At 48.1% G+C, this 24131-nt stretch carries 25 protein-coding genes; 9 read left to right on the forward strand and 16 right to left on the reverse strand.

Annotated elements, in window-relative coordinates; translation table 11 throughout:
* The coding region (locus tag NA59_RS09840; protein ID WP_044411747.1) for a transposase at positions 1-230 on the forward strand (230 nt) is incomplete at its 5' end.
* A gap of 305 nt (positions 231-535) precedes the next feature.
* On the opposite strand, the gene NA59_RS09845 is transcribed toward NA59_RS09840, so the two are convergent.
* The 4 genes from NA59_RS09845 to rph are packed head-to-tail and all read right to left on the reverse strand — an operon-like array spanning position 536 to position 5207.
* Positions 536-2674: an AsmA family protein gene (locus NA59_RS09845; protein WP_044411750.1), complete on the reverse strand. Its 2139-nt coding sequence runs from the start codon at positions 2672-2674 to the stop codon at positions 536-538.
* A 16-nt stretch (positions 2675-2690) separates the two neighbouring features.
* Complete coding sequence (gene hemW, locus NA59_RS09850) at positions 2691-3869, reverse strand: radical SAM family heme chaperone HemW (protein WP_044411753.1); 1179 nt, start codon at positions 3867-3869, stop codon at positions 2691-2693.
* Positions 3870-3879: 10 nt separating this feature from the next.
* Positions 3880-4461 (reverse strand): RdgB/HAM1 family non-canonical purine NTP pyrophosphatase, encoded by a 582-nt coding sequence (gene rdgB / locus NA59_RS09855; RefSeq protein WP_044411756.1) that lies wholly within the window; start codon positions 4459-4461, stop codon positions 3880-3882.
* A 26-nt stretch (positions 4462-4487) separates the two neighbouring features.
* Positions 4488-5207 carry a ribonuclease PH gene (gene rph, locus NA59_RS09860; RefSeq protein ID WP_044411759.1) on the reverse strand — a complete coding sequence of 240 codons (720 nt, stop codon included), beginning with the start codon at positions 5205-5207 and terminating at the stop codon, positions 4488-4490.
* A gap of 132 nt (positions 5208-5339) precedes the next feature.
* Between rph and NA59_RS09865 the strand changes: the two genes are divergently transcribed.
* The gene (locus NA59_RS09865; RefSeq protein ID WP_044411762.1) at positions 5340-6200 is read left to right on the forward strand and encodes a YicC/YloC family endoribonuclease; all 861 of its coding nucleotides are present in this window, start codon (positions 5340-5342) and stop codon (positions 6198-6200) included.
* Positions 6201-6205: 5 nt separating this feature from the next.
* On the opposite strand, the gene NA59_RS09870 is transcribed toward NA59_RS09865, so the two are convergent.
* The 8 genes from NA59_RS09870 to NA59_RS09905 all read right to left on the reverse strand — a co-directional run bounded on the left by NA59_RS09870 (position 6206) and on the right by NA59_RS09905 (position 14426).
* Positions 6206-7342, reverse strand: coding sequence for a hypothetical protein (locus tag NA59_RS09870; protein ID WP_044411766.1), 1137 nt, complete (start codon positions 7340-7342; stop codon positions 6206-6208).
* A gap of 66 nt (positions 7343-7408) precedes the next feature.
* Positions 7409-7729 (reverse strand): hypothetical protein, encoded by a 321-nt coding sequence (locus NA59_RS09875; protein WP_044411768.1) that lies wholly within the window; start codon positions 7727-7729, stop codon positions 7409-7411.
* A 28-nt stretch (positions 7730-7757) separates the two neighbouring features.
* Complete coding sequence (locus tag NA59_RS09880; protein WP_232504072.1) at positions 7758-8996, reverse strand: aminotransferase class V-fold PLP-dependent enzyme; 1239 nt, start codon at positions 8994-8996, stop codon at positions 7758-7760.
* A gap of 97 nt (positions 8997-9093) precedes the next feature.
* Positions 9094-10425: a Fe-S cluster assembly protein SufD gene (gene sufD / locus NA59_RS09885; RefSeq protein ID WP_044411771.1), complete on the reverse strand. Its 1332-nt coding sequence runs from the start codon at positions 10423-10425 to the stop codon at positions 9094-9096.
* Positions 10391-11149 (reverse strand): Fe-S cluster assembly ATPase SufC, encoded by a 759-nt coding sequence (sufC, locus tag NA59_RS09890; protein WP_044411838.1) that lies wholly within the window; start codon positions 11147-11149, stop codon positions 10391-10393. The genes sufD and sufC overlap by 35 nt, the downstream gene beginning before the upstream one ends.
* A 46-nt stretch (positions 11150-11195) precedes the next feature.
* Positions 11196-12683, reverse strand: coding sequence for a Fe-S cluster assembly protein SufB (gene sufB / locus NA59_RS09895; protein WP_044411774.1), 1488 nt, complete (start codon positions 12681-12683; stop codon positions 11196-11198).
* A gap of 93 nt (positions 12684-12776) precedes the next feature.
* The gene (locus NA59_RS09900) at positions 12777-13463 is read right to left on the reverse strand and encodes a P-loop NTPase family protein (protein WP_044411777.1); all 687 of its coding nucleotides are present in this window, start codon (positions 13461-13463) and stop codon (positions 12777-12779) included.
* A 12-nt stretch (positions 13464-13475) separates the two neighbouring features.
* Positions 13476-14426 (reverse strand): zinc ABC transporter substrate-binding protein, encoded by a 951-nt coding sequence (locus tag NA59_RS09905; protein WP_044411780.1) that lies wholly within the window; start codon positions 14424-14426, stop codon positions 13476-13478.
* Between the two features lie 25 nt (positions 14427-14451).
* Here NA59_RS09905 and NA59_RS09910 point away from each other — a divergent pair, with 25 nt between their 5' ends.
* Both NA59_RS09910 and NA59_RS09915 read left to right on the forward strand, forming a co-directional pair.
* Positions 14452-15222, forward strand: a complete 771-nt coding sequence (locus tag NA59_RS09910) for an ATP-binding cassette domain-containing protein (protein ID WP_044411783.1) — start codon at positions 14452-14454, stop codon at positions 15220-15222.
* The gene (locus NA59_RS09915) at positions 15212-16000 is read left to right on the forward strand and encodes an iron chelate uptake ABC transporter family permease subunit (RefSeq protein WP_096777608.1); all 789 of its coding nucleotides are present in this window, start codon (positions 15212-15214) and stop codon (positions 15998-16000) included. The genes NA59_RS09910 and NA59_RS09915 overlap by 11 nt, the downstream gene beginning before the upstream one ends.
* Here the strand turns inward: NA59_RS09915 and NA59_RS09920 are convergent.
* Positions 15997-16371 carry a hypothetical protein gene (locus NA59_RS09920; RefSeq protein ID WP_044411786.1) on the reverse strand — a complete coding sequence of 125 codons (375 nt, stop codon included), beginning with the start codon at positions 16369-16371 and terminating at the stop codon, positions 15997-15999. The genes NA59_RS09915 and NA59_RS09920 overlap by 4 nt on opposite strands.
* A gap of 226 nt (positions 16372-16597) precedes the next feature.
* Here NA59_RS09920 and NA59_RS09925 point away from each other — a divergent pair, with 226 nt between their 5' ends.
* Positions 16598-17596 carry a diguanylate cyclase gene (locus NA59_RS09925; protein ID WP_044411788.1) on the forward strand — a complete coding sequence of 333 codons (999 nt, stop codon included), beginning with the start codon at positions 16598-16600 and terminating at the stop codon, positions 17594-17596.
* 79 nt (positions 17597-17675) lie between these two features.
* On the opposite strand, the gene NA59_RS09930 is transcribed toward NA59_RS09925, so the two are convergent.
* Genes NA59_RS09930 through NA59_RS09940 form a run of 3 tightly spaced genes read right to left on the reverse strand, consistent with a single transcriptional unit; the run spans position 17676 to position 20178 of the window.
* Positions 17676-18923, reverse strand: a complete 1248-nt coding sequence (locus tag NA59_RS09930) for an MFS transporter (protein WP_044411791.1) — start codon at positions 18921-18923, stop codon at positions 17676-17678.
* A gap of 3 nt (positions 18924-18926) precedes the next feature.
* Positions 18927-19364 (reverse strand): nuclear transport factor 2 family protein, encoded by a 438-nt coding sequence (locus tag NA59_RS09935; RefSeq protein ID WP_044411794.1) that lies wholly within the window; start codon positions 19362-19364, stop codon positions 18927-18929.
* 37 nt (positions 19365-19401) lie between these two features.
* A complete protein-coding gene (locus tag NA59_RS09940; protein WP_044411797.1) occupies positions 19402-20178 on the reverse strand; it encodes an SDR family NAD(P)-dependent oxidoreductase in 777 nt (258 codons plus the stop codon).
* A 73-nt stretch (positions 20179-20251) separates the two neighbouring features.
* Here NA59_RS09940 and NA59_RS09945 point away from each other — a divergent pair, with 73 nt between their 5' ends.
* From NA59_RS09945 to NA59_RS09960, 4 genes are read left to right on the forward strand one after another with little or no spacing between them, the layout of a single operon-like run.
* Positions 20252-21535, forward strand: a complete 1284-nt coding sequence (locus tag NA59_RS09945; RefSeq protein ID WP_044411801.1) for an NAD(P)/FAD-dependent oxidoreductase — start codon at positions 20252-20254, stop codon at positions 21533-21535.
* Between the two features lies 1 nt (position 21536).
* Positions 21537-22316 (forward strand): DUF1365 domain-containing protein, encoded by a 780-nt coding sequence (locus NA59_RS09950; protein WP_044411803.1) that lies wholly within the window; start codon positions 21537-21539, stop codon positions 22314-22316.
* Positions 22310-23551, forward strand: coding sequence for an SAM-dependent methyltransferase (locus tag NA59_RS09955; RefSeq protein WP_044411806.1), 1242 nt, complete (start codon positions 22310-22312; stop codon positions 23549-23551). Before NA59_RS09950 ends, NA59_RS09955 begins: the two co-directional genes overlap by 7 nt.
* Positions 23544-24131, forward strand: a complete 588-nt coding sequence (locus tag NA59_RS09960; RefSeq protein WP_083945039.1) for a DUF3833 domain-containing protein — start codon at positions 23544-23546, stop codon at positions 24129-24131. Before NA59_RS09955 ends, NA59_RS09960 begins: the two co-directional genes overlap by 8 nt.

Genomic DNA, 24131 nt, shown 5'->3' on the forward strand with positions numbered 1-24131 from the left:
GTGCGGCCTATAGCCTGATTCACGCGTTGCGAGAAAACACCTTAAAGGGCACTCAGCTGGCCAAAGCCCAACCCAAAACCCTCATGCTCAAACTGTTTAAAATCGCGGTGCGTGTGCGTCAATACAAGGATCGTATCAAGCTCCAACTCCCCAGTCATTACACCCTCAAAGCCGTTTTACACCGCGTGTGTGAACTACTCTATCTATCCAAACCACCGCAACCGGCTTAACACGCGCCAGAGCCCTTAAAAATCCAGTAAAAAACCAAGCTGAACACCTCAGAGGGGTGCTTTGTGCCACTCATTGAATAAATCACCAAGCTTTTGAAGAAAACGACAAAAAAAGATGGCATTTTAGGGATTGTCGATGCTTTTCTCTCTTCATCAAATTAAAAATAGAAAAGAAAGTCGAATAATCGGGGAACCGTCATAAAAAATCGGTTGGGTGGAGAGCGAAATTAGGGTTTATGAAATATCCGGGCTAAGCGTCCAAGGGATGTTTCCATTTTGCGTTTAATGGGTAAGGCCACCAGCCCTTAACGCAAAAATCGTAGTAGCCTTTGTAGGTTGTCGGGGGAGAGTAGTTGGGCGAGTTCGACTTGCCACTCTGGCTCGGCGATGGGGCCTGTTAGCTTAATGGGTAATTGAACACCTTGGAGCATCGCTAGGTTGGCTGGCGGTTGTTGGTAGGTGAATTGTAACTGGCTGTCAATCATGGCTCGTGGGATATGCACTCGACCAAAGGCACGCGCGCTGAAGCGTTCTGAACGTAAATCGGCTTGTTGTATGTGATAAATACCATTTATCGCCTCGCCTTTGACCTGTAGCTGATCGAATTGCGTGGCATCACCCGGCTGGGAGGCCTGACCACTGAGCAGTTTGTTAATGTCTAATGAACGATACGCGCCCTTGTTCAACTCCGCTGAAAACAAGCCATTCAAATGGTATTTAATTGCCTCCAAATTACTGCCTTGGGTACGTAAATCAAAACGACTCGATAGCTGTCCACTTAAGGCGCTATAGTCCACAAGATCGGTTAGAAAATCTTGGGTCTCGACCTGCATCATGCGACCTTTTAATTGGTACTTGGGCGCGTCATGATTAACATCCACTTGTAGCTGGCTCAACCACTCCCCCGCATACAATTTAGCATCAAACGGCGCCAATACCAGTTGACCATAGTTTGAGTTCAAGCCCATTTTGACCTGTGTAAGTTTAGTTTGCCATGCTTGAAGTTGACCAATATCCAGCTGACCTTTGACTTGGCTTTCGCGCAAGGTGGTCACAGGAATAGCAATCGGCAAATAGGTTGACTCGCTGGTGGCCTCGCTAGTTGACTCGCTGATGGCTTCACCCTTTTCACTCTCAACAGCGGCCGCCGCCCGCAAGGCATAAAAATCCATATTTAACTGATCGAGATGAAGATCAAACTGATAGCTCGGCAATTGTTCGATTATACGGTAGCTGAAATAGCCTTGAATTTGGGTATCATCGAGCTGTAAGGCTATCGATTCTAATGACCAGGCCTGGTTAGCCCACTGGGCTTTTAGCGTTCCTTTCAGATCGGTTAACGCACGTTGCTCAACGAAGTTAAGTGGCGTCATGCCTAGCAAACGCATCCCCGCGCGCGGATTGGCGCGCTCAATGTTCAATGAAACCTGCAGGCTTTGTTCGCTATCTTTGCTCTGCTCGTTATCTTCGCCCTGTGGATGCGCTTTGGCATCCAAGCTAAACGCCATGGCTTCCGTGTCCAAAGAAAAGCCATCAAGCTGCCAATGCCCTTGGCTTAACGACCAATCTAGTTGTTTGAGTGTAAAGGTGAGATGCTGGGCGACTCTCTGGGTTTCTGGCGGCCATTGCATCGCCAAGCTCGCTCGCACTTGTTGCAAGAGCAGATGTTCTAGGTTGTTAGCTAACACCACCTGACCCTCAAACTTGATATCGAAGGTTTGCTGGTTGTCGGCATTTTTAACCTGTGCGTCAAGTTTAAGCGCCATCGGCTCGGCCAACTGAATCGGTGTGGCATCCAGTTGTAATCCGCTAATATCAAACGCCTGATGCGCTGACAAGTCGCGCCAAATCAGCTCACCATCGACAATTTTAAATCGCGTCAGCTTCAAATCATACTGCGCAACCAACTGAGCGATGGGTGCCAAAATAGCGGCCAATGCCTGTTGTTTTTCGGCTGTTTGAGTGGTTTGCGCGACCTGACGATAATGCCAATCCGTGTCGTTCTGCGCCTGCTTGCGCCAGTTCACCTGGCCATCTTGCTGACGCGTCAAAACTAAACGCGGCTTGATCCATTCCACCGAGGTTAATTGTAATTTTCGGTTAAACAATAAATCGCGATAGGAAAGTTGTAAATTCAACTGATCAAACGCCAACACGGGCGAAGAATCGGCACCAGCACCAGCACCAGCACCAGCATCGGCATCAGCCGCCTGGAGTTGACTAGACGCAATCGAGAGCTGCAAGGGCCAGACACCTGCATTTAAATCCCCATCTATTTTGAGTTCTAAACCGGTTTTTGCGCTGATTTCTTGCTCTATCATCGGTTTGTATTTGTTAAAGTCCATAAAACTTATCGCCAATACAAAGCCGATTAACAAAAACAGCGGCACCGACACCGCCACGATCAATACAATTTTGAATAGACGCTTTAATCCGTTTGCCATTTTCAATACTCCTTTGTCAGGATAGCGGTAAGAACCGTTCAATCACCGTGTTTAAATAAGTGTGTCCCAGCGGGGTGACGCTCAGCCAATTGTCACGCCGCGCAATCAAGCCTTCTGCTTCTAACGCACTGAGCGTCGGCGCAATCTCCGTTAAGGCTAAGCCTGTGCGTGCGCTAAATAAATCCAATTCAAAACCCTGCTGTAATCTTAACGCATTGAGCATAAATTCAAACGCTAATTCGCCCGCATCAACCTGCTGCCAACGACCAGGTCGGGTTGAACGTTCAGCTTGTTGCATGGTTTGCAAATATGCGCCTGGCGAAGCCGGCATTTGGGTTCGCCAAACCTCCCCGGTTTGCGGCAAGCTGATTTTTCCATGCGCGCCCGCGCCCAAGCCCAGATAATCACCAAACTGCCAATAATTAAGATTATGCTGCGCCTGCCGCCCCGCTTGACTGAAGGCCGATACTTCGTAATGCTGATAACCCGCCTGCTTGAGTTCAGCTTGGCAAGCCAGTTGCATTTCCCAAGCCAAATCCTCATCCGGCAGCACGGGTGGCTGACGATAAAAGGGCGTATTCGGCTCAAGCGTGAGTTGATAATGTGAAATATGGGTTGGCTGGGCGCTGATTAAACGCCGCACATCCTCAAGCGCTTGATCTAGCGTTTGGTTAGGCAGCGCAAACATCAAGTCACAATTAAAATTGCTAAATCCGGCTTGCTTGGCTTTTTCAATCGCCGACCAGGCCTGGTTGTCATCATGAATTCGCCCTAACGCGCTAAGGTGCTGGGGATTAAAGCTTTGAATACCCATCGACAAGCGATTGACACCCGCTTGACGAAAGCCGATAAACTTGGCTTCATCCACTGTTCCAGGGTTGGCTTCTAGGGTAATTTCTATCTCAGGCCCAAAGCCCAACAACGCGCGCAATTGCGACAAGAGCCAATCCAACCCCTCCACCGAGATCAAACTAGGCGTGCCGCCACCGAAAAAAACGGTATAAATCGGTCGCCCCCAAATCCAAGGCAACAGCCCCTCACACTGCTTCACCAGCGCTTGCAAATACAACCGCTCTTGCTGGGCTAAATCCTGCTTCGCTTGATGCGAGTTGAAATCACAATAGGGACATTTTTGCACACACCAAGGATAGTGAATATACAGCGATAAGGGTAGAGGCTGGCTAAAGTGCAACATCGCTTAACAACTAGGCCAACTGTGCAATCAGGGCACGCAAGGCCTGCGCGCGATGGCTGACCTTGTTTTTCTCAACGGGATCTAACTCAGCCGCCGTGCAATCAAACGCAGGGATATAAAAAATCGGATCATAACCAAACCCGCCTTCGCCACGCGGATGGCGCAATAACTGCCCCTGCCAGCGCCCCAAACCGATCAGCGGCGTCGGGTCATTCGCATGGCGCACACAGACCATCGCACAATAATAACTGGCTTGGCGATCCGCGTCTTCCACCTCATCCATTTTCTCTAACAGCTTATTTAGGTTTTGGCGATCCGTAGCGCCCATACCGGCATAGCGTGCGGAATAAATACCCGGCTCACCATTGAGCGCCGCCACTTCAATCCCCGAATCATCCGCAATCGCCGGTAATCCGGTTTTTGCCGATGCAAAACGCGCTTTTAACAAGGCGTTCTCAATAAAACTTAATCCGTTTTCGCCCGCTTCATCACTAAAAAACTCGCCTTGCGGTCGCACATCCTTACCCGGCAACAAAGCCAGCATTTCTTTGAGCTTACCCTTATTATTGGTAGCTAAAACCAAGGTTTCCATAAATTATTCCTTTAAACAGCCAGCGATTAAGCGGTCTGCAATGTTTGGTTTTGTTTTTCAATTAAACGCAAAATCGCCTGCTGGCCTAGCGTCATCATCTCATTCATTTGCGCAAGGTTAAACGGCGCCGCTTCGGCGGTACCTTGCACTTCGATAAATTCACCCTTTTCAGTCATTACCAAATTCATATCGGTATCTGCATTCGCGTCTTCCGCATAATCCAAATCGACCACCACCTGACCTTGGTACACCCCAACCGACACCGACGCAATCGAATGCACAATCGGATTGCGGCTCAACTTACCCTGAGCGATTAACTGCTGAATCGCCAAACCCAACGCCACAAAACCGCCAGTAATCGAGGCAGTACGTGTGCCGCCATCGGCTTGAATCACATCGCAATCAATATAAATAGTACGCTCACCCAACTGGGTTAAATCTAGAGCCGCACGCAGCGCGCGTCCAATCAAACGCTGAATTTCTAAGGTACGCCCGCCTTGCTTACCCGCGCTTGCTTCACGGCGCATACGTGTTCCGGTTGAGCGTGGCAACATACCATACTCCGCCGTCAACCAGCCCTGGCCCTTGCCTTTTAAAAACGGCGGCACACCCTCTTCCACGCTGGCGGTGCAAATAACCTGCGTATCACCAAATTCAATCAACACGGAACCTTCAGCATGTTTGGTCGCTTTGGGGGTTATTTTAATCTCTCTTAAATCGCTAAGCGCTCTTCCACTTGGACGCATCCCTGTTCCTTTATCACTAAACTGTTAACCCGGATATTCCATAAAGTTCACGCGAATTTATGGAACATCCGGGTAAAATGAGCGCTATTATACCCCAACCGCTTAGCCTAGATAATCAACAAGGATCAATAAATGAAAAGCATGACCGCCTCTGCCCACCTTAGCCAAACCTTTGATTGGGGGCAAATTCACTGGGAAATCCGCTCGGTGAACCAGCGCTTTTTGGAACTAAACTTTCGGCTACCCGATGCGCTACGTGCGCTAGAAATGCCGCTGCGTGAAGCCTGTAAAAGCGCATTACATCGTGGCAAACTGGATATTGGCCTGCGCTATGACCTCGCGCAAGCTCAACAGAGTTACGCGATTGATGACCAACAACTCCAACAACTCAGCCAAGCGATTAACCAAATTCAAATGGCACTGCCTGAAGCCACACAAGTCAATCCGCTGGATCTCCTCAACTGGCCAGGCCTGCTTAAAAATGCCAACACGCCATTAAGTGATTATCAAGCGGATTTACTCGCCAGCTTTCAATCGGCACTTGTACAGCTTAATCAAGCGCGTGAGCGTGAAGGTCTGCAGCTCAAGAATATGATTGCTCATCGCCTTGAGGCCATTCGTCAACACCTAGCCGAATTACAGCCGATGATGCCGCAGATTCTGGCCAACCATCAAACCAAGCTAAAATCACGCATTGCTGAGATGACAGAAAACCTAGATGAATCCAGACTGGCGATGGAACTGGCGATTTTGGCACAAAAAGCCGACATTACCGAAGAAATAGACCGTTTACACACCCATCTTGATGAAGTAGCGCGGGTCATTGAACAGACCGAGTCCATCGGACGACGACTCGACTTTCTAATGCAAGAACTCAACCGAGAAGCCAACACCCTCGGCGCCAAATCGATTGACGTGCGCAGCACCCAAACCAGCGTCGAACTCAAAGTACTCATAGAACAAATGCGCGAACAGGTTCAGAATATTGAGTAGTGTTTTTAACCCTTTGGCAATAAGTCAACCAGCCGACTTAACAGTGTTCTACGGCGCCTGTTAGCGTCAATAAATTGCTCAAAGCGCGCCTCAAACGCAGGCCCATCTTGCTTGAGCGGATAAGCTTCCGCTAGCAGGTGAAGGTAATTAGAGGCTTGATCATAACCACTAGCACAAGCGCGACTGACCTGAACTTGTGCTTGACGCCAATAATGTTCGCGCTGCGCATACACCTTGAGAAGTTTCGCTTCTTTTTCAGCCTTCTCTTTGGCCTGTATTTTTTCCAAGCGCTTGGCTTGCGCTTGCTTTAACTGTGCTTCAGCCTGCTCAATATAGGGTGCCATCAGCGCGGTAGTTAGCCAATATTGATAGATTTCGGGTTCGCGCCGTTGCGCTGTTGAGGTGATCGCGAAAGCTTGCTGCCGGGTGAGCTGCCCCTGCTCAAACACAAGGCTTAATAGCGCATTTTTGTCTGCCTCACTCAAGGACTTAAGCCAATCTTCCAGCTGAAGTGATTGCGCGCGTCTTTGATGACTCGGGTGATTTTGTAATGTAAGCGCTAAGGCCTTCATTGAGACCAAAGATATCCCAAACAAATCTACAAAAGCGGCTTGCGCACTCGTTAAGCGATTGTAATCAAAATCAATCATCGGTATCGCACCAAGCGCATCCACTTCCGCTATCGCTTGGGTCCACATAAAATACAATATCCGCCAATCACCCTGCATCAACTCATTACGCAGCCTAGCGAGATGCTGAAAAAAATCTACCCGCTGCTCCCCGTCAAAATAACTAAAGCGCTCAAAATAATCTTCTATTGAAAATACGAGCAACTGCGACTGCTCGGTTTCCTTAACATCCAAACTAGACGACGCAAACTGTAGGAGCGCACAGGGTATCGAGCCCCTGGGCAATTTAATATAAACATTAATAGCGCCCCACTCGGCATAAAAAAAACCTATATCAAAATAGCGGAGCATCATGTCACAAGGCGCCGCCTTTAAATCCCCATAATTATAATGAACACTAAAAGACGTCGTGGTGATATCTGCACGACTGGATATTTCGCGCAATGCTTGACGCTGATGACTATCTAAATGCCCCTCTAGGCGTTCAAATTGATAATATTGATATTCACTCATAACACGGCCTTTATATGCTAAAAAGTGGAACGTTTGTTTTAAACCGCTACCTACTATCGAAGGAAATTAAGCGTTGAGCGGTGTTGCTGCGGGATCTTCGCCGGAGGCGGATACGGGTTGGGGGATGACCCAGTAGAACTGGGCGAGTACGGCGGCGAGTTCGGTGGGTTGGTGCAAGGGGTCGGTGATTTCGATATGGCCACCACTGCCGGTTTGTAGGCTGCCTTTTTGCTTGGCGGATTCGGCGAGTTCTTGAACGTCTTGCGCGCCCTCGCCTTCAAGAATCCGCTGCTCAGGGTTCCACCAAATAATTTTTGGGGACAAGCCATCTTGACCTGCAATCGGTAACAATTCAAGACGTATCCATTCAAACGGCTGTGACGACATAACTCTATTCCTAAATCAGTTTAAAAATCTAGCGTAACATATCTAAGGCTTCATGAACAGACGCAACCAGCCTATCGACATCTTCACGGTTATTGTACACGCCAAACGATGCACGCACAGTGGCCGGCACATCAAATTTCAGCATCACCGGCATCGCGCAATGATGGCTGGCTCTAACGGCGACGCCATCTTGATCTAACAGGGTCGCTAGATCATGCGGATGCGCGCCCTCAATCACAAACGACACCACCGCCCCTTTGTTTTGCGCGGTGCCGATAATGCGCAGCCCCGCAATCTGACTCAACCGCTCAGTGGCATAATGCAACAGGTCGTCTTCGATCTGCGCAATACGCTCAAAACCCAGCTGCTCGACAAAATCAATCGCCGCACCCAGCCCAATCACACCCGCAATATTTGGCGTGCCAGCTTCAAACTTATAGGGTAGCTCGTTGTATTCGGTTTGCTCAAAACTCACTTTATAAATCATATCGCCACCGCCCATATAGGGCGGCATGGCTTCTAACCATTCTTGTTTAGCATACAAACAGCCTATACCCGTTGGCGCATAAAGTTTATGACCAGAAAACACCAGGAAATCGACATCTAGCGCTTGCACATCCACCGCCATATGCGAGGTAGACTGCGCACCATCAACCAGTACTTTCGCGCCAACTTGATGTGCCATTTTAATGACCTCTGCAACGGGGTTAATTGTGCCCAACGCATTTGACATCTGAGTAACCGCCACCAGTTTGGTTCGTTCGTTTAGAAGGCCGGCTAGATCATCCAAACTGAGTTCACCACGCTCATTAATTGGCCACTTCACCACGTCAATGCCGATTTGCTCACGCAGCATTTGCCAAGGCACTAGGTTTGAGTGATGTTCCATTTCCGACACGATAATTTGATCACCGGCTTGGAGTGTGCTGCGCCCCCAGCTTTGCGCCACCAGGTTCACGCCTTCCGTGGCACCACGGGTAAATATAATTTCCTTATAGGACTGGGCATTTAAAAAACCTTGCACCTGTTTGCGCACGGCTTCAAAGGCTTCGGTTCCACGCTCGCTTAAGCCGTAGACACCACGATGCACATTGGCATTTTGTTCGCGATAATAACGCTCAACCGCGTCAATCACCGACTGAGGTTTTTGGCTAGTCGATGCATTATCCAAATAGGTCAGCGGGTGACCGTTTTCTTGGAGCTGTAAAATAGGGAATTGCGCTCGAAGCGCGGCATGATCGAACATGAAAACACCTGCTAGTTGCATTAAAGGGCGCTCCTAGACGAAGCAGGGAGCAAAATTAGGCTAAAGATTGCCACGTCGCTGCGCTCCTCGCAATGACGAAGCTTTCTTAATATTAAACTTAACCGTTAAGCTTTTGCGTTAGCTTGTTGGCCAACCAGGCCTGGGTTTTAGGCGAACTGACCGCTTCCAAGGGTTCGAGCAAAAAGGCTTGAGTCACTAAGCGACGCGCATCGGTTTGATTGATGCCGCGTGCGCGCAGATAAAAAATCTGCTCTTCGCTGATTTGTCCCGAGGCCGAACCATGCGAGCATTTAACATCATCGGCATAAATTTCCAATTGTGGCTTGCTGTCAATTTGCGCCGTCTTCGAGAGTAATAGGTTTTTATTGTCCATTTGACCGTCGGTTTTTTGTGCGCCTTTATGCACCTTAATCATGCCGTTAAACACACCCACGGCTTGATCATCCAACACCAATTTATGCAATTGACGACTCACACCCCACCAGGCCTGGTGCTCAGTATGGGTCCGGGTATCCATAACTTGTTTGCCTGACGCTAAGCACGCGCTCGATTGATTGGACTCAATGTGCTCCGCCGCCATCATTAACACATTTTGATGACGTGATAAGGCCGCACCCAACCCGACATACACCGAGTTAAACACCGACTTTTCCGCTTGATCAATCATCTGCAAACCAAAATACGCGCCCTGCGTGGCAAGATCTTGCAGCACAATCTGTTGCAGATTCGCATGTTCAGCCAACTCGATTTCCGACACCACGTTATCAAACGCATTCAACTCGGGCTGTGCGCTGACATGCTGTTGAATGAGGGTCAACTGAGCACCGTGCGCCAATACCACACGATTACGAATCGTATTCGCATGACCATCTTGCGTTTGTAAAAAACTACATAGAATCGGTCGCTCAACCTGACAATGCGGATCAAGGGTAATTAGTACACCATCATCAAACAGCATCGAGTTCAAACAACCAAATGGCTCGTCTTGAATTTTTTGCTCATGCGTCATCAAAGCACAATGCCCCTGTGAGAAATCCAATGCATCCTTGACCGGCTCGATACTCAATCCACGCGGTAGTTCGCTCAAGTCATCCGAGTAGCGTTCGCTAAAATAACCGTCAATAAACACCAGATGCATGACATCAAACGGTGGCAGCAGTTTTTTGATCGCTGCTTCATCAATCTTTGCCAAGCCCTCAACCGCATAATGGGTTTGCAAAAAACCCGTAATCGGTGTGTATTTCCAATCTTCGTCACGACGACTTGGAAACGCTTGCTGCGCAAAGCGTTCGGCTACGGATTGACGGAAGGCCACCAGTTCTGGCTGATCATTACGCGCACTTAATGCTTTGGCTTGCGCAAGATAAAAATCAACCGCGCTTTGCGCTACAGGACTAAGCTTCTTCATGGGCTTGGATAAGGTGGTCATACCCCTTCTCCTCTAGTTCTTGCGCCAATTCAAAGCCACCAGACTTAATAATCTGGCCGTTATACAGCACGTGGACAAAATCAGGTTTTATGTAATCCAACAGACGTTGGTAGTGGGTGACCACAATAAAACTACGCTCAGGTGAACGAAGATTGTTGACGCCATCCGCCACGATGCGCAACGCATCAATATCCAAGCCAGAATCGGTTTCATCTAGGATACATAGTTTCGGCTCAAGCATCGCCATCTGGAAAATATCATTGCGTTTTTTCTCGCCACCGGAAAAGCCAACATTCACTGAGCGCTCGAGCATCACCGGCGACATCTGCAGAGCTTTCATTTTTTCCATCGCCAGTTGATCAAAATCAAACATATCCAACGCCGCTTGACCGCGTGCCTCACGAATGGCATTCAGTGCTGTTTGCATAAACAACTTGTTCGATACGCCCGGAATTTCTACTGGATATTGAAACGCGAGGAAAATACCTTTTTGTGCGCGTTGTTCCGCATCGATTTCAAGCAGGTCTTCGCCGTCGAACTGCACCGAACCCTCGGTGACTTCATAGTCTTCACGACCCGCCAGCACGCTAGACAGGGTGCTTTTTCCTGAGCCGTTGGGCCCCATAATCGCGTGAACTTCACCCGGGTTTACCTGCAAGTTAATACCCTTAAGAATCTGTTTGTCTTCTACTTGGGCTTGGAGATTTTGAATATCTAATAACATAATGTTTATCTTCGCTTTAGCGTTTAAAAATAAGATTGAATGACGGCTAACCGACTGAACCTTCAAGGCTGATCGCCAAAAGTTCTTCCGCTTCTTGCGCAAATTCCAGCGGCAGCTCTTTAAAGACCTCTTTACAGAAGCCATTTACGATCATCGAAATCGCGTCCTGCTCGCTGATACCGCGTTGCTGGCAATAGAAGAGTTGGTCTTCACCAATGCGTGAAGTCGTGGCTTCATGTTCAATCTGTGCGCTTGGATTTTCGACTTCAATATAGGGGAAGGTATGCGCACCGCACTGATCACCAATCAACATCGAATCACACTGGGTAAAGTTTCGCGCCCCTTCGGCTGAAGGCAGAATTTTCACCAACCCACGATAGGTATTGTCGCTGCGCCCAGCCGATAAGCCTTTAGAAATAATGGTGCTGCGGGTGTTTTTGCCGATATGAATCATTTTGGTGCCGGTATCCGCTTGCTGGCGACGATTGGTTAGCGCCACCGAATAGAATTCACCAATCGAGTTATCGCCCTTTAAAATACAGCTTGGGTATTTCCAAGTAATCGCTGAACCGGTTTCTGCTTGCGTCCAAGATAACTTGGCATTTTTGCCTTCGCAAATACCGCGCTTGGTAACAAAGTTTAAGATACCGCCTTGGCAATCATCATCCCCCGGATACCAGTTTTGAACGGTTGAGTATTTAACTTCGGCATCTTCATGCACAATCACCTCAACCACCGCGGCATGTAACTGATAGGAATCACGTACCGGTGCCGAGCAGCCTTCAAGATAACTAACATAACTGCCTTTGTCGGCAATCACAATCGTGCGCTCGAACTGGCCGGTTTTGGCTTCATTGATACGGAAATAGGTTGATAAATCAATGGGGCAACGTACACCTGGCGGAATATAAACAAACGTACCATCCGAGGCGACCGCTGAATTTAGCGCGGCAAAGAAATTATCATGGTAAGGCACGACCGTTCCGATATACTGCTGAACCAATTCAGGATAGTCATGCACTGCTTCTGAAAACGAGCAGAATATAATCCCCAGCTTGGCAAGATCATCACGTTTGGTGGTTGATACCGACACCGAATCAAAAATCGCGTCCACCGCAATGTTCGCTGAGTTGCTATCATCAATCGGCACACCCAAGCTGGCAAAGGCTTTGGCGACTTCCGGATCCATCCTTGGCTGACTGTGATCTTTACCATCCATTGCTTTGTCGCAGGCCTGGTTACAACTACTGCACTCTGGGGCGGAATAGTAGCTATAATCCTGATAGTCTATTGGCGTATAGTCGGCTTTAGCCCAATGGGGTTCCACCATCGTTTGCCAATGCTTAAAGGCTTTTAAACGAAAGTCCAACATCCATTGCGGTTCGCTTTTCTTGGCCGAAATCGCACGCACGATATCTTCATTCAAACCCTTATCGAAGGTTTGCACCAGCGTTTTGGTGAAAAAACCTTCTTTATAGTGTTTGTTTTTGCTTAATAAGTCGTTGATCTCTTGGTACTGAGTGGATTGTGTCATCTCAAGTCTTTTGTCTAGTTATGTCAATAAAAAACACCGCTCAAGGCAGTCGAAATAATTTCAGAGTATTTTAGTCGGTTATTCGGTCAATGTCTAGTTACCCGGCGCATAACAGGCCGACAGCCATTCACACAACACCGCCTGATTTAACCCCACGCCCTCTAAACGTAACCAACCCGCTTGGGCATCGCCGGCATTATACTGATAAACCCAGTTACGTCCGGCTTCAATCGCTACAGGGTTGGCAAATTCCAAACATTCCACCACCCCGACTGCACGCCAAAGCTGAATAGTGGAATCACGCTGCATCGCATCCAATACAAATGTGAAATGTTCTAGCACCAGCTTGGGTAACACAAATTCCATCCGCTGCAACCTCGGCCAATCTGGTTGTTGGGCGCTAAGTGGCGCGGCGGCCAGTTTAATCAATTCGGCATCCGCTAAACCCGAGGGCATCACCAAGGCATAAGGCTTAGCGGGCGCAAAAGATTTGAGCTGTTTTAACCACCAGGCCTGGTTGTCCAGTGACACCTCTTGCCAAAACATCAGCACCTGCGCATCGGCGGCATTCAATAAGGTCGCCAGTTCATCTGGCGATTCAACGCGCTGGCGCGCATCCAATACCAACCAGGCCTGCTCCTGCACCTCCTGCTGAATATCCCACACCAGTCCATTTGCTTCACGCACAGTCAAATTCAATGCCTGTAACTGCGGCGCAATTAATTGATAAAACCGCGACTTACCTGAACCCGGCCAACCGATTAAACAAACCTTCTGCATCGCTTAATTCCGTTATTTAAAACAGGCAACAAAATCTTGCACCAAACGATCATAAAAGGCTTCATAAGGGCGAACAACACCATCAAAGCCTAATGGGTCTAGCGAGCCAATATTGACCTGCGTACCACGCACCACCGCCTCTAAGCGTCCTTCTGGAAACTGAGGTTCTTTAAATACACAGGCTACATGACGCTGCGCCATCACTTGACGCAATTCCTGCATCCGACGTACCGAAGGCGGCACTTCAGGATTAACATGAATGGTGCCCGCCGCTTGCAAACCAAAATCCTGCTCGAAATACTGATACGCATCGTGCATCACAATAAACGGCTTATCTTTATAAGGCGCAAGCTGGGCTTGCCACACGATTTTACGCGCTTGCAAACTCGCCCAAGCCTGCTGCTGACGAGCAATCACCTCACCAGCGCGACTAGGATCAAGCTCAATGAGCTGTTGCGCCACCCCATCCATAATCAGCCGCGCATTCTCCAAACTTAGCCACACATGCCCATCTATCCGCGCTGGATCTTGGCTATGAGCATGCTTATGCCCATGATGATGTTTATGGTCGTGTGAATGGTCGTGTTTATCCCAAACACCGCCCTCGCGTTTGGGCAACACAAGCAGGTCGGGTTGTTGCATCGCAACAAAACTCGGGCTGCTCACATTTCGCAATGCGCGTTGCAACCAAGCATCCACGCCTGTACCAACACTCACCACTAAATCCGCCTCATTTAACTGGCGCAAATGGCTCGGCTTAAGTTGAAAACCATGTGGCGTCGCGCCCACATCCAACAAAACGGTAAGGCGATCTTGTTCACCCAATAAAGGTGCAATCATCGCGGCAAGCGGCGGAATCGATACCACCAAATGCAGATCACGCGTTTGGGCGGAGGCCGTTGATAGACCACCCAACGCAAACGCCAAGCCGACAAAAATAAAACGCTGTAATGATTTAAGCATTATCTAAATCCTGTAAAATATCGCCATGAATGAAACCCTACTTATCAACGCTGAAAACATCAGCCATCAATTTGCGAATAAACCGGTGTTGCAAGACATTAACCTGCAATTGCACCGCAATCAGATTACCACATTGATTGGCCCGAATGGCGCTGGCAAATCAACCCTGATTAAAATTCTACTTAAAATTCTAACGCCCACCCAAGGCAGGGTCGCCCACCACCATAACCTGATGATTGGTTTTATGCCGCAAAAAATTCATATCGACCCCACGCTCCCGCTGACCGCGAAACGGTTTTTACAGCTTGGGTTAAACAATGTGCAAAAGCGCAACGCGCAAAAACCGGGCAATTATCATAGCACAGGCTTAGAAGGCATGGCAGAAGAACTCGGTATTCGCGCCCTGCTTAACCAACCGATTCAAGGTTTATCTGGTGGTGAAATGCAAAAGGTATTGCTGGCGCGCGCCCTCATTCGTAACCCGGACTTATTGGTGCTCGACGAACCGGTACAAGGCATCGACCTCCAAAGCCAAAGCCAAATTTACCAGCTTATTCACAGCCAACAACAAAAACGCCAGTGCGCGGTGTTAATGATTAGCCATGACCTGCATTTAGTGATGAAACATACCGATCAAGTCATTTGCCTTAATCAACATATTTGCTGTTCTGGCACAGTTCAAAGCCTACGCGACCACCCAAGTTTTATCGCCCAGTTTGGCCAAACGCTGCCCGAACACGCCCTCTATCAACACCAACACACCCACTGCCAACACGGAGACGCGCATGGCGATTGATCATTTTATGCTGCTCGCCTTAGCCGGTGGACTGCTCGCTGCTTGGCTGGCCGCCCCACTTGGAGTGTTTGTGGTTTGGCAACGCCAAGCTTATTTTGGCGAAACCCTCGCCCATTCCGCGCTACTCGGTATTGGCTTAGGGCTGATGCTCCAGCTTAACTTAACGCTGGCGATTGTGATCACCTCGTTTTTAATCGTATTTGGTCTGCATAGTCTGCGGCGCAACGCCCAGCTCGCCTCGGACACCCTGCTCGGCATACTGGCGCATGGGGCATTGGCAACAGGCTTGGTGGTATTGAGTTTACAAGGCAATATTCAACTCGATATTTTGGGCTATTTGTTTGGTGACATTCTCAGCATCCATCCAAGTGATTTGATATGGATGCTCGTGATTGGTTTGTTATTGATTGGGTTTTTTAGCCGCCATTGGCATGACCTGCTCAATCTGACATTGAATAGTGAACTGGCGCAGGTTGAAGGCGTTGATGTCAAACGCCTGCAACTGCAAATGGCGCTATTGCTGGCGTTAGTGATTGCGGTGGCGATGAAAATTGTCGGCGTGCTGTTAATCACATCCTTGCTGATTCTACCGGCTGCCAGCGCACGACGCCTAGCCCGCACCCCCGAACAAATGCTCGGCTATAGCTTTATCCTAGCCACCATCAGCGTGCTCATCGGCCTAACCCTATCCTACTACGCCGACCTCCCCTCCGGCCCCGCGATTGTCGTCAGCGCCTTAGGGTTGTTTTTGTTGCTGTTATTCAAAAAACAGACTTAATCTTTATCCGCTTCATCCACCTCAGTCGGTGTTAAACGCGCAAGCTGCGCTTGGGCGTTTTGCTCAAGCTGCTGCAACCGGTCGCGTTGCGCACTCAACCCTTCGGGGGTCAGATCAGTAAAATCCTGCGCCAACTTGGCGGCCTGCTCAGGATCGTGTTCCATTAAATACCCTATAGCATCTAAAGTCTTATACCCTTTATTTACTTTGACTAATAACTCTTCAAGTACTTGCTTAGCCCGTCGATGCGCGATTGACTCGAACCCATCACGCAATGCACTTAAACGCGCAAACAAATCCTCTGAGCCCGTCTTTAACGCCAGTGCTTCACTCAAAGGTTTTTCGACCGCATTTTCTGCTACACCTGTCATCTCATCGTCTCCATTAATTTAAAAGATTTACATTCTACAACCAACCAGGCCTGGGTGCTATCGACGCCAACCTTTTAACCCAGATATATCCGGGTTAAATAAAGCAGGCGTTCAAAAAAAACTAAAATAATTAAACCAATCAGCGCAATTCTTTTGAGTTAAAATATTTGAAATATTAATAAAAAACGCAGTGGAGTGACTAAAAATGGTCTGCAACGAAAGCAATATGTCGGCATTTCAGTTTTTTCACTATTACCTCGATACCTTGTTTTTAGCGCGCAACTTAAAAGAACTAAAAGCAATTTTGCACGATGACCTAGTTGGCTTTGGAACAGGTGCAGGTGAGGTTTCTTTTGATATCAAAACGAGTTTAAGACTCTACCAACAAGATCTTAGCAACGCACCCAATCCCATTCAATACCAAATTAAAAAGTCTAAAATTCAATGTTTAGTTGAAGAAAAAGCATACCTATTTCTTGGTGTTTTATCACTTAAAACCGAAATACTCAATCAATCGCTCACTTTCAATCATCTACGCCTTAGCATCACCGCGACCTGTATTCACAACAAGTGGTCGGTAAGGCATGTGCATGCCTCGTTTCCAACAAGTGAGCACTGCGCAGATGAAGCCTACCCAATCAAGGAGCTTGAAGAGCGAAATAGTTGGCTGGAGCGCTCTATCGCAGCGAAAACCTGTGAACTTGAATATGCGTTAGCTGATATCAAAAAACTCGCTGAAACCGACAAGCTTACAGGACTCTTTAATCGCCACAACACTGACAAATTGATTAACTCCTATATTAATCAAGCCCAATTAACGAATCAGCCGTTTTCCATTCTTATGATTGATGCCGATCATTTTAAGCGTGTAAATGATAAATACGGCCATATTGCAGGCGATAAACTTTTAGTCCAACTCTCCCAGCGAGTGCAGCAGCAGCTTCGAAAAAACGACACAATCGGACGTTGGGGTGGTGAAGAGTTTTTAATAATATGCCCGGATATTGGCGGCGCTCAAGCGAATAAAATGGCTGAACGCATTTGCACCCAAATTGCCACCAGTGTATTTGAAGTAAACGCACAACAAACCGTGAGCATTGGCGTAACACAATACCAACCCGGCGATACCCTCGACAGCCTTATATCTCGAGCCGACAACGCACTCTATCTGGCTAAAAAACAGGGGCGCAATCAAGCCGTCAGGGCAGATCATATAGCAGACTAAACACCTGTCGGGCGAAACCGATAAGCCCTGAAGGTCCTACTTCGCTTATTTCGAGCCAAATAAGGCTCAATAAGTCAGCTCAAAGCACATTTCTGAGCCAAGCTAATACGGCCAGCTTAATTAAAACCGGCAGGCCGGCATAGAGCCAAAGCAGTGCATCTAGGCTTTGTTGGCTTTGGTTTTCCCAGCCGAGCCAGCCTAAAATCGGGAAGGCAATGCCAACGGCCAGCGCGAGGGCGAACTTGGTGAGCATGCCCCAAATACCAAACAACAGCCCGTTTACCGCACCCTGTTGCTGGCTGAGGCGCTGGGCGATATCGGCTTGAATGGATGAAGGCAGCGCGACATCCGCCCCCAAACTGAGGCCAGAGATAAAGCTGATAATTAAAAACCCAGTAAAGTCGCCTGATTCTAGCGTAAACACCCAAACAAAGCTTAAGCAAGCCAATAGCATCGAGCCGCGCCAGGCGGTGTATTTGCCCAAGCGTTTGGCTAACCAAATCCAACCCGGTAAAGCGAGCACACCCGCGATGAAAAAGGCCAGCAATAAAATACCGGTTTGTGCCGATAATTCTAGATAGTGTTCAACGAACAGAATAAACAAGGTGGCGGGCAAGGCATTGGCAAGACTATTAAGAAAATAGGCCGGCAATAATTGACGAGAAGCCGAATCACGCCAGATCAACAACCAGGCCTGGTTGTTAAAAACGCCTTTTTCTGGTTGTTTTTTAGCGATAACAGGCAAGCGCAACCGCCATAGCATTAAGCCTAGAAACAGCGTAAGACTCAGCGCAATAATAGGAAACAAATGGCTAAAAAAATCTCGGCCATCTGGGGCAAGATCCAGTATCACCGGCAAGAGCAACACACTCACCACCCCCAGAATGGCCAAGGCTTCACGGCTGGCGGTAAACTGGGTTTTACGATGATACTGGCGCGTGACTTCGGCGGTCATCGCTTGGTATGGAATCATGATCAAACTCCAAGCGAGATACACCAACAATGCCCAAACCAACAAATGCGAGGCGCTGGCTTGTTCAGGCAGTAGCAGCTGCCATAGACTGAGCAATAATAGCGCCCAACCGACAAGGATCATGAGTTTACGCGCGTTGGCTGAGAGTCGATCACGCCACAACCCAATCAGAGGATCCGTGATCACATCGGTGACCCGCGCTAACAACAACATCACCCCCACCAGCGCAAGTTCCACCCCCATTTGGTGATAGTAATTGGGCAGGTAGATATAAAGCGGTATACCCAGCATCGCCAGCGGCCAGGCAGGCAGTCCGTAAATCAGCGGCTGGGTCCAGACGCGCGCGGTCTTCATGGTTTATTTCGCTTTGAGTTGATGGGCAATCCAGTTGTTAATCGCACCGATCAGCGGCACCTTGCGCAGCACGTATTCGCCAGAATCCCAGTAGTCAATGTGTACAATGACCTTGCCTGCGTCGTTGATGAGGATTTTGCTCATGCCGTTAATTTGTAGCGTTGGCGAGTCCGCTTTACGTTTAAAGTAAAACCGCCACTCTAAAAAGCCGGTCTTGTCTTGCCCTGCCATCGCATGGATTCGAAATTGCGGTTCATGCAGCGTATCGAACATATGCTTAAACAGCTTGCTGACATCACCGATGCCACGCACTTCGTTAAACGGGTCTTTAAAGTAAATATTTCGCTCATAAACCTTAGCGAATTCATCACGCAGATGATCGGGTTTTAGGTTTTCAAATAGGTCTTTGTAAATAGCAAGGGTTTGGTCAATAGTATTCATAATAGATTCTAGACTTCTCGGTATTAGTTATATAGGTTTAAGATTTGAGCATACGGCGCGTTATCGCCAGCGCCCAACTATACGGCATGGTTTTGAGCGCACTGAGGAAAATCCGTAGTTTAAACGGAAAGCGGATTTCAAAGTTTTGGCGCTGCATGCCTTGGTCAATCAGCGCAGCGGCTTGAGCCGGCTCCACCAGGCCTGGCATGCTGAAGTCGTTTTTTGCGGTTAAGCGGGTTTTAACAAAACCGTGATTGATAATTTGTAACTGAACATTTTGCTGTGCCAACTCCGGCTGCAGCGATTCAGCCAAATTGACCAGCGCCGCTTTAGGTGCGGAATAGCCACCGCCATAGGGTAAGCCAAAATAGCTGGCGAGACTGGCATTCCAAATCCAGCGCCCAGAGCCCTGTTTAGCAAACATCGGTTGCAGGGCAACCATCAACGACACCGCACCAAGATAGTTAGCTTGGTTCATCTTAACAAAATCCTCTGTGCACCACTGCGCTATCGTCATCGGCTGGTAGGCCCCAACATTGTAAAACCAGATATCAATACCCGAAAATAGCAACCAGGCCTGGTTGGCTTTTTGCTGACAATCCTGCTCATCGGTGACATCAAGATTCAAACATTTCAAATTTGCATAACGCTTGGATAAGACGGCCAATTCACTTGAAGATTCGGCTTGGCGCGCGCTGGCAATGACGCGATGCCCCTGTTCTAGCCAACGCTTGGTCAATTCCAACCCGATACCTTGGGAGGCGCCCACCATCCAAATCGTCACAGGATTTACCCTCTTGTATAAGTTTTTCATCACGCAACCCTTGCTTAATCGTACAATTTATGTATAAATATAATATAACAAACTACAGCGCAAGGACAGCTTAATGTTTAATCCCTCAAAAAAATATAAAGTAGCGGTGGTCGGCAGCGGCATTAGCGGTCTGGCCTCCGCTTGGTTTTTAAGTCAGCAACACGATGTCACCTTGTTTGAAAAAAACCCTAAACTCGGTGGCCATACCAACACGATCAATACAGAAATAAATGGCGAAACCACCGCCATTGACACCGGGTTTATTGTTTACAACGAACCCAATTACCCTTTTCTAAAAGCGATGTTGGCACACCTGAATGTTCAAACCCATCCAACCGACATGAGCTTTGCGGTTTCAATTGATCAGGGTAAACTGGAGTATGCGGGTAATAACCTGAATACGATGTTTGCCCAGAGGCGCAATCTTTTTTCACCTAAACACTGGCGCATGATTTTCGATATTTTGCGGTTTAACAAGCTAGGCAAAGCTGATCTTGCGCAGGGCTTGTCTCCCGATTTGTCGCTTGGCGATTATTTAGCTATGCATGGTTTTGGTGAAACGATGCAACGCGATTACCTGTTACCGATGGCTGCTGCTATCTGGTCTTGCCCGACCGAAACCATGTTGCAATTTCCAGCTAATAGCTTTTTGCAGTTCTTTGAAAACCACGGTTTGTTAAACGTAAATGAGCGCCCCCAGTGGCAAACACTGGTTAATGGTGCCCAAAGTTATATAGATAAAATCATTGCTAAAGATGCGTTTCACGTATATCAAAGCGGCATCACTGATGTGTATTTACCGGCCGTAGATAGCGAAACCACACAACTGATTAGTGCCGATGGCCAGCGTCATCAGTTTGATCAAGTGGTGTTTGCCTGCCACGGCGATGAAAGCTATGCACTACTCAAACCATTTGGTTTTGCGCTTTTAGCAAACTTTAAATATCAGTTCAACCAGGCCTGGTTGCACACCGATACCAACCAAATGCCCACGCGCAAATCTGCTTGGGCCTCGTGGAATTATTTAAGCGGGCAAAGCGTTGCGGCAGAGCGTGCCGTGGCGGTCAGCTACTGGATGAATCAATTGCAACCGCTGAATATCGCCACCGATGTATTTGTGACCCTTAACCCGACTCATCAACCTGCTGCTGACAAGGTGATTCAGACAATTGATTATATGCATCCGGTGTTCGATCGTGGCGCGATGCAGGCCCAAGCCGAGCTGCATCAACTTCAAGGCCATAAAAATTGTTGGTTTGCTGGCGCTTATACTGGCTACGGTTTTCATGAGGATGGCTTGGCCAGTGCGGTCAATATTGCACGTAAATGGCAAATCGCCTTGCCTTGGGAACGTTAAGATGAGCTCTTGTTTGTATTTTGGTCAAGTGATGCATGAACGCGAACAGCCTGTGGCCTATAAATTTGTTTACGACACCGTGAGCATCAAGGTGGATATCGATCAAATAGAACAGGAAGCCAAACAGAATCCGTTATTAAGCCTGAATCGCTTTAACTGGGTTAGCTTGCGATTTAAAGATCATGGCCCGCGCGACGGCACGCCTTGGCGCACTTGGGTTGATGGATTTTTAGCGGATTATGGCATCGCAAGACCTGCGCGTGTCGAATTGCTGTGTTATCCGCGCATTTTGGGCTATAGCTTTAATCCGCTAGCGGTTTGGTACGCTTATGACGCCCAAAATCGCGTTATAGCGGTGATTGCCGAGGTGAGCAATACCTTCGGCCAATGGCACCACTATATTCTTAAACCCAAAGACGGCCTAGCACCCACCTCCATTAAAGCCGAGGCTGACAAGGTGTTTCATGTATCGCCTTTCATCGATATGCAAGCACGCTACCATTTTCGTTTAAAACGTCCGGGAGATCAGGTGTTTACCTACATCAAGGAAACCCGAGATGGCAAACCCTTTTTTTATGCCAGTCAATCTGGCCGACAGCAACCACTTAACCATTCTACGCTACTAAAACTTTTAGGCTTCGCGCCATGGCGCGCACTGAAAGTAATCAGTCTTATTCACTGGTGGGCATTAAAAATTTGGCTCAAAGGCGGCCAGTTTCATCGCACCCCCAAACACCTTGAATCCGTCAATTATAGTCATTCGGAGATGAAGCTATGTTAACCAAATCACAACCCAAACTACTCGACAACATTGAATCCGTTAACCCATCGCGGGTACCATTTTATGGCGAATACCTATTAAATTGGTTACCGTTTGAGCAGATCGAAGTCGGCTCGCTTACCGTCCAACTCGGCGAGCACCAGCGCCGATTTAATGGTAAACAACCCGGCCTTCATGCGGAATTAATGATTTTGAATCCGCTGCGTTTTAGCTGGGGGCTGTTGATGCAAGGTGAGCTTGGTTTTGCCAAGGCCTATGCAGACGGACTCATTGCCACCCCTTGCCTGCACAGTTTATTGCGCCTAGGCGCGGCAAACGAACGCGCATTGAGCGATACACTCAAAGGCAAGAATTGGTTTTATCGCCGATTCTTGGCTAAACATCGCGCCAACCATAACTCCGTTGAAAACAGCCGAAATAATATTTCAGCACACTATGATTTGGGCAACGATTTTTATCAACTTTGGCTTGATGAGACCATGAGCTATTCAAGTGCGTTGTATGCGGATAACCCGACTGATCTGGAATCGGGTCAAACCGCCAAATACCAACGCATTTTGCACGAGCTTGATTTTCAAGCTGGCGATCATATTCTTGAAATTGGTTGTGGCTGGGGTGGTTTTGCTGAACAAGCCGCACAATTAGGTGCACAGGTATCCGGCGTCACCCTATCGCGCGAACAGCTGGAGTTTGCTAAACATCGCCTAAAACAGGCTGGGCTGAGTGACAAAACCAACCTAAGCTTGACCGATTATCGGCATATTGACGGGCAGTTTGACCATATCGTGAGCATTGAAATGTTTGAAGCGGTGGGCAAGGAATATTGGCACAGCTACTTTTCGCAACTTCAAAAACTACTCAAAAACGATGGCAAAGCGGTATTGCAAATTATCACGATTGACGAAGCTTACGCCGAGAGCTATCAAAATGGTGTGGACTTTATTCAAACCTATATTTTCCCCGGTGGGCTACTGCCATCAAAAACTCAGCTGAGGGAAATGGCCGCCGAGTACGGTTTTGAAATCAGCAATCAACTGAATTTTGGTCAAGATTATGCCCATACACTTTGGCAATGGCGTGAAAACTTTGACGCGCACCGCAATGAACTCGAAAAACTTGGCTATGACGCACGCTTTCAACGTATCTGGCATTATTATTTAGATTATTGTCGCGTCGGTTTTGAAACTCAGCGCACCGATGTCGTTCAAATTACACTGGTGAAAAAACATGGTTAATAACTCGGCTATTAACCGCCAGGCCTGGTTGAAAAAAGCCTATTTTTTAAGTGCTTTACTATTCACTTTAGTCTTAACAGGATGTAGCAACATGAAAGTTGAACACTACGCACACACACAGCCAGCACTGGACTTGTTTGACTACTTTGAAGGTAAAACCTATGCATGGGGACAATTTCAGACTCGCAGCGGTGAGCTCAAGCGTCGTTTCTACGTCGATATAACTGGAACCATTGAGGGCAACACGCTCACACTTGACGAGCAATTTGTCTATGATGACGGTGAAACTGAACAGAGAATCTGGGTGATTGAACGCACCGCACCCAATCAATACCAAGGAACAGCGGGCGATGTAATAGGTAAGGCACATGGCCAAACCGCAGGTGCGGTGTTCAACTGGCGCTATACCCTTGATTTACCCTATGGCAACCGCTCGATTCATGTTCAGTTTGACGACTGGATGTTTTTACAACCCGATGGTGTATTGCTCAATCGCGCGATGGTCAAAAAGTGGGGCTTTAAAGTTGGTGAGGTCACCTTGGCATTTAGTAAACTCGACCATCGCACGACTGGCGATTAG

Source organism: Thiomicrospira microaerophila, assembly GCF_000934765.1.
Classification (GTDB): Bacteria; Pseudomonadota; Gammaproteobacteria; order Thiomicrospirales; family Thiomicrospiraceae; genus Thiomicrospira; species Thiomicrospira microaerophila.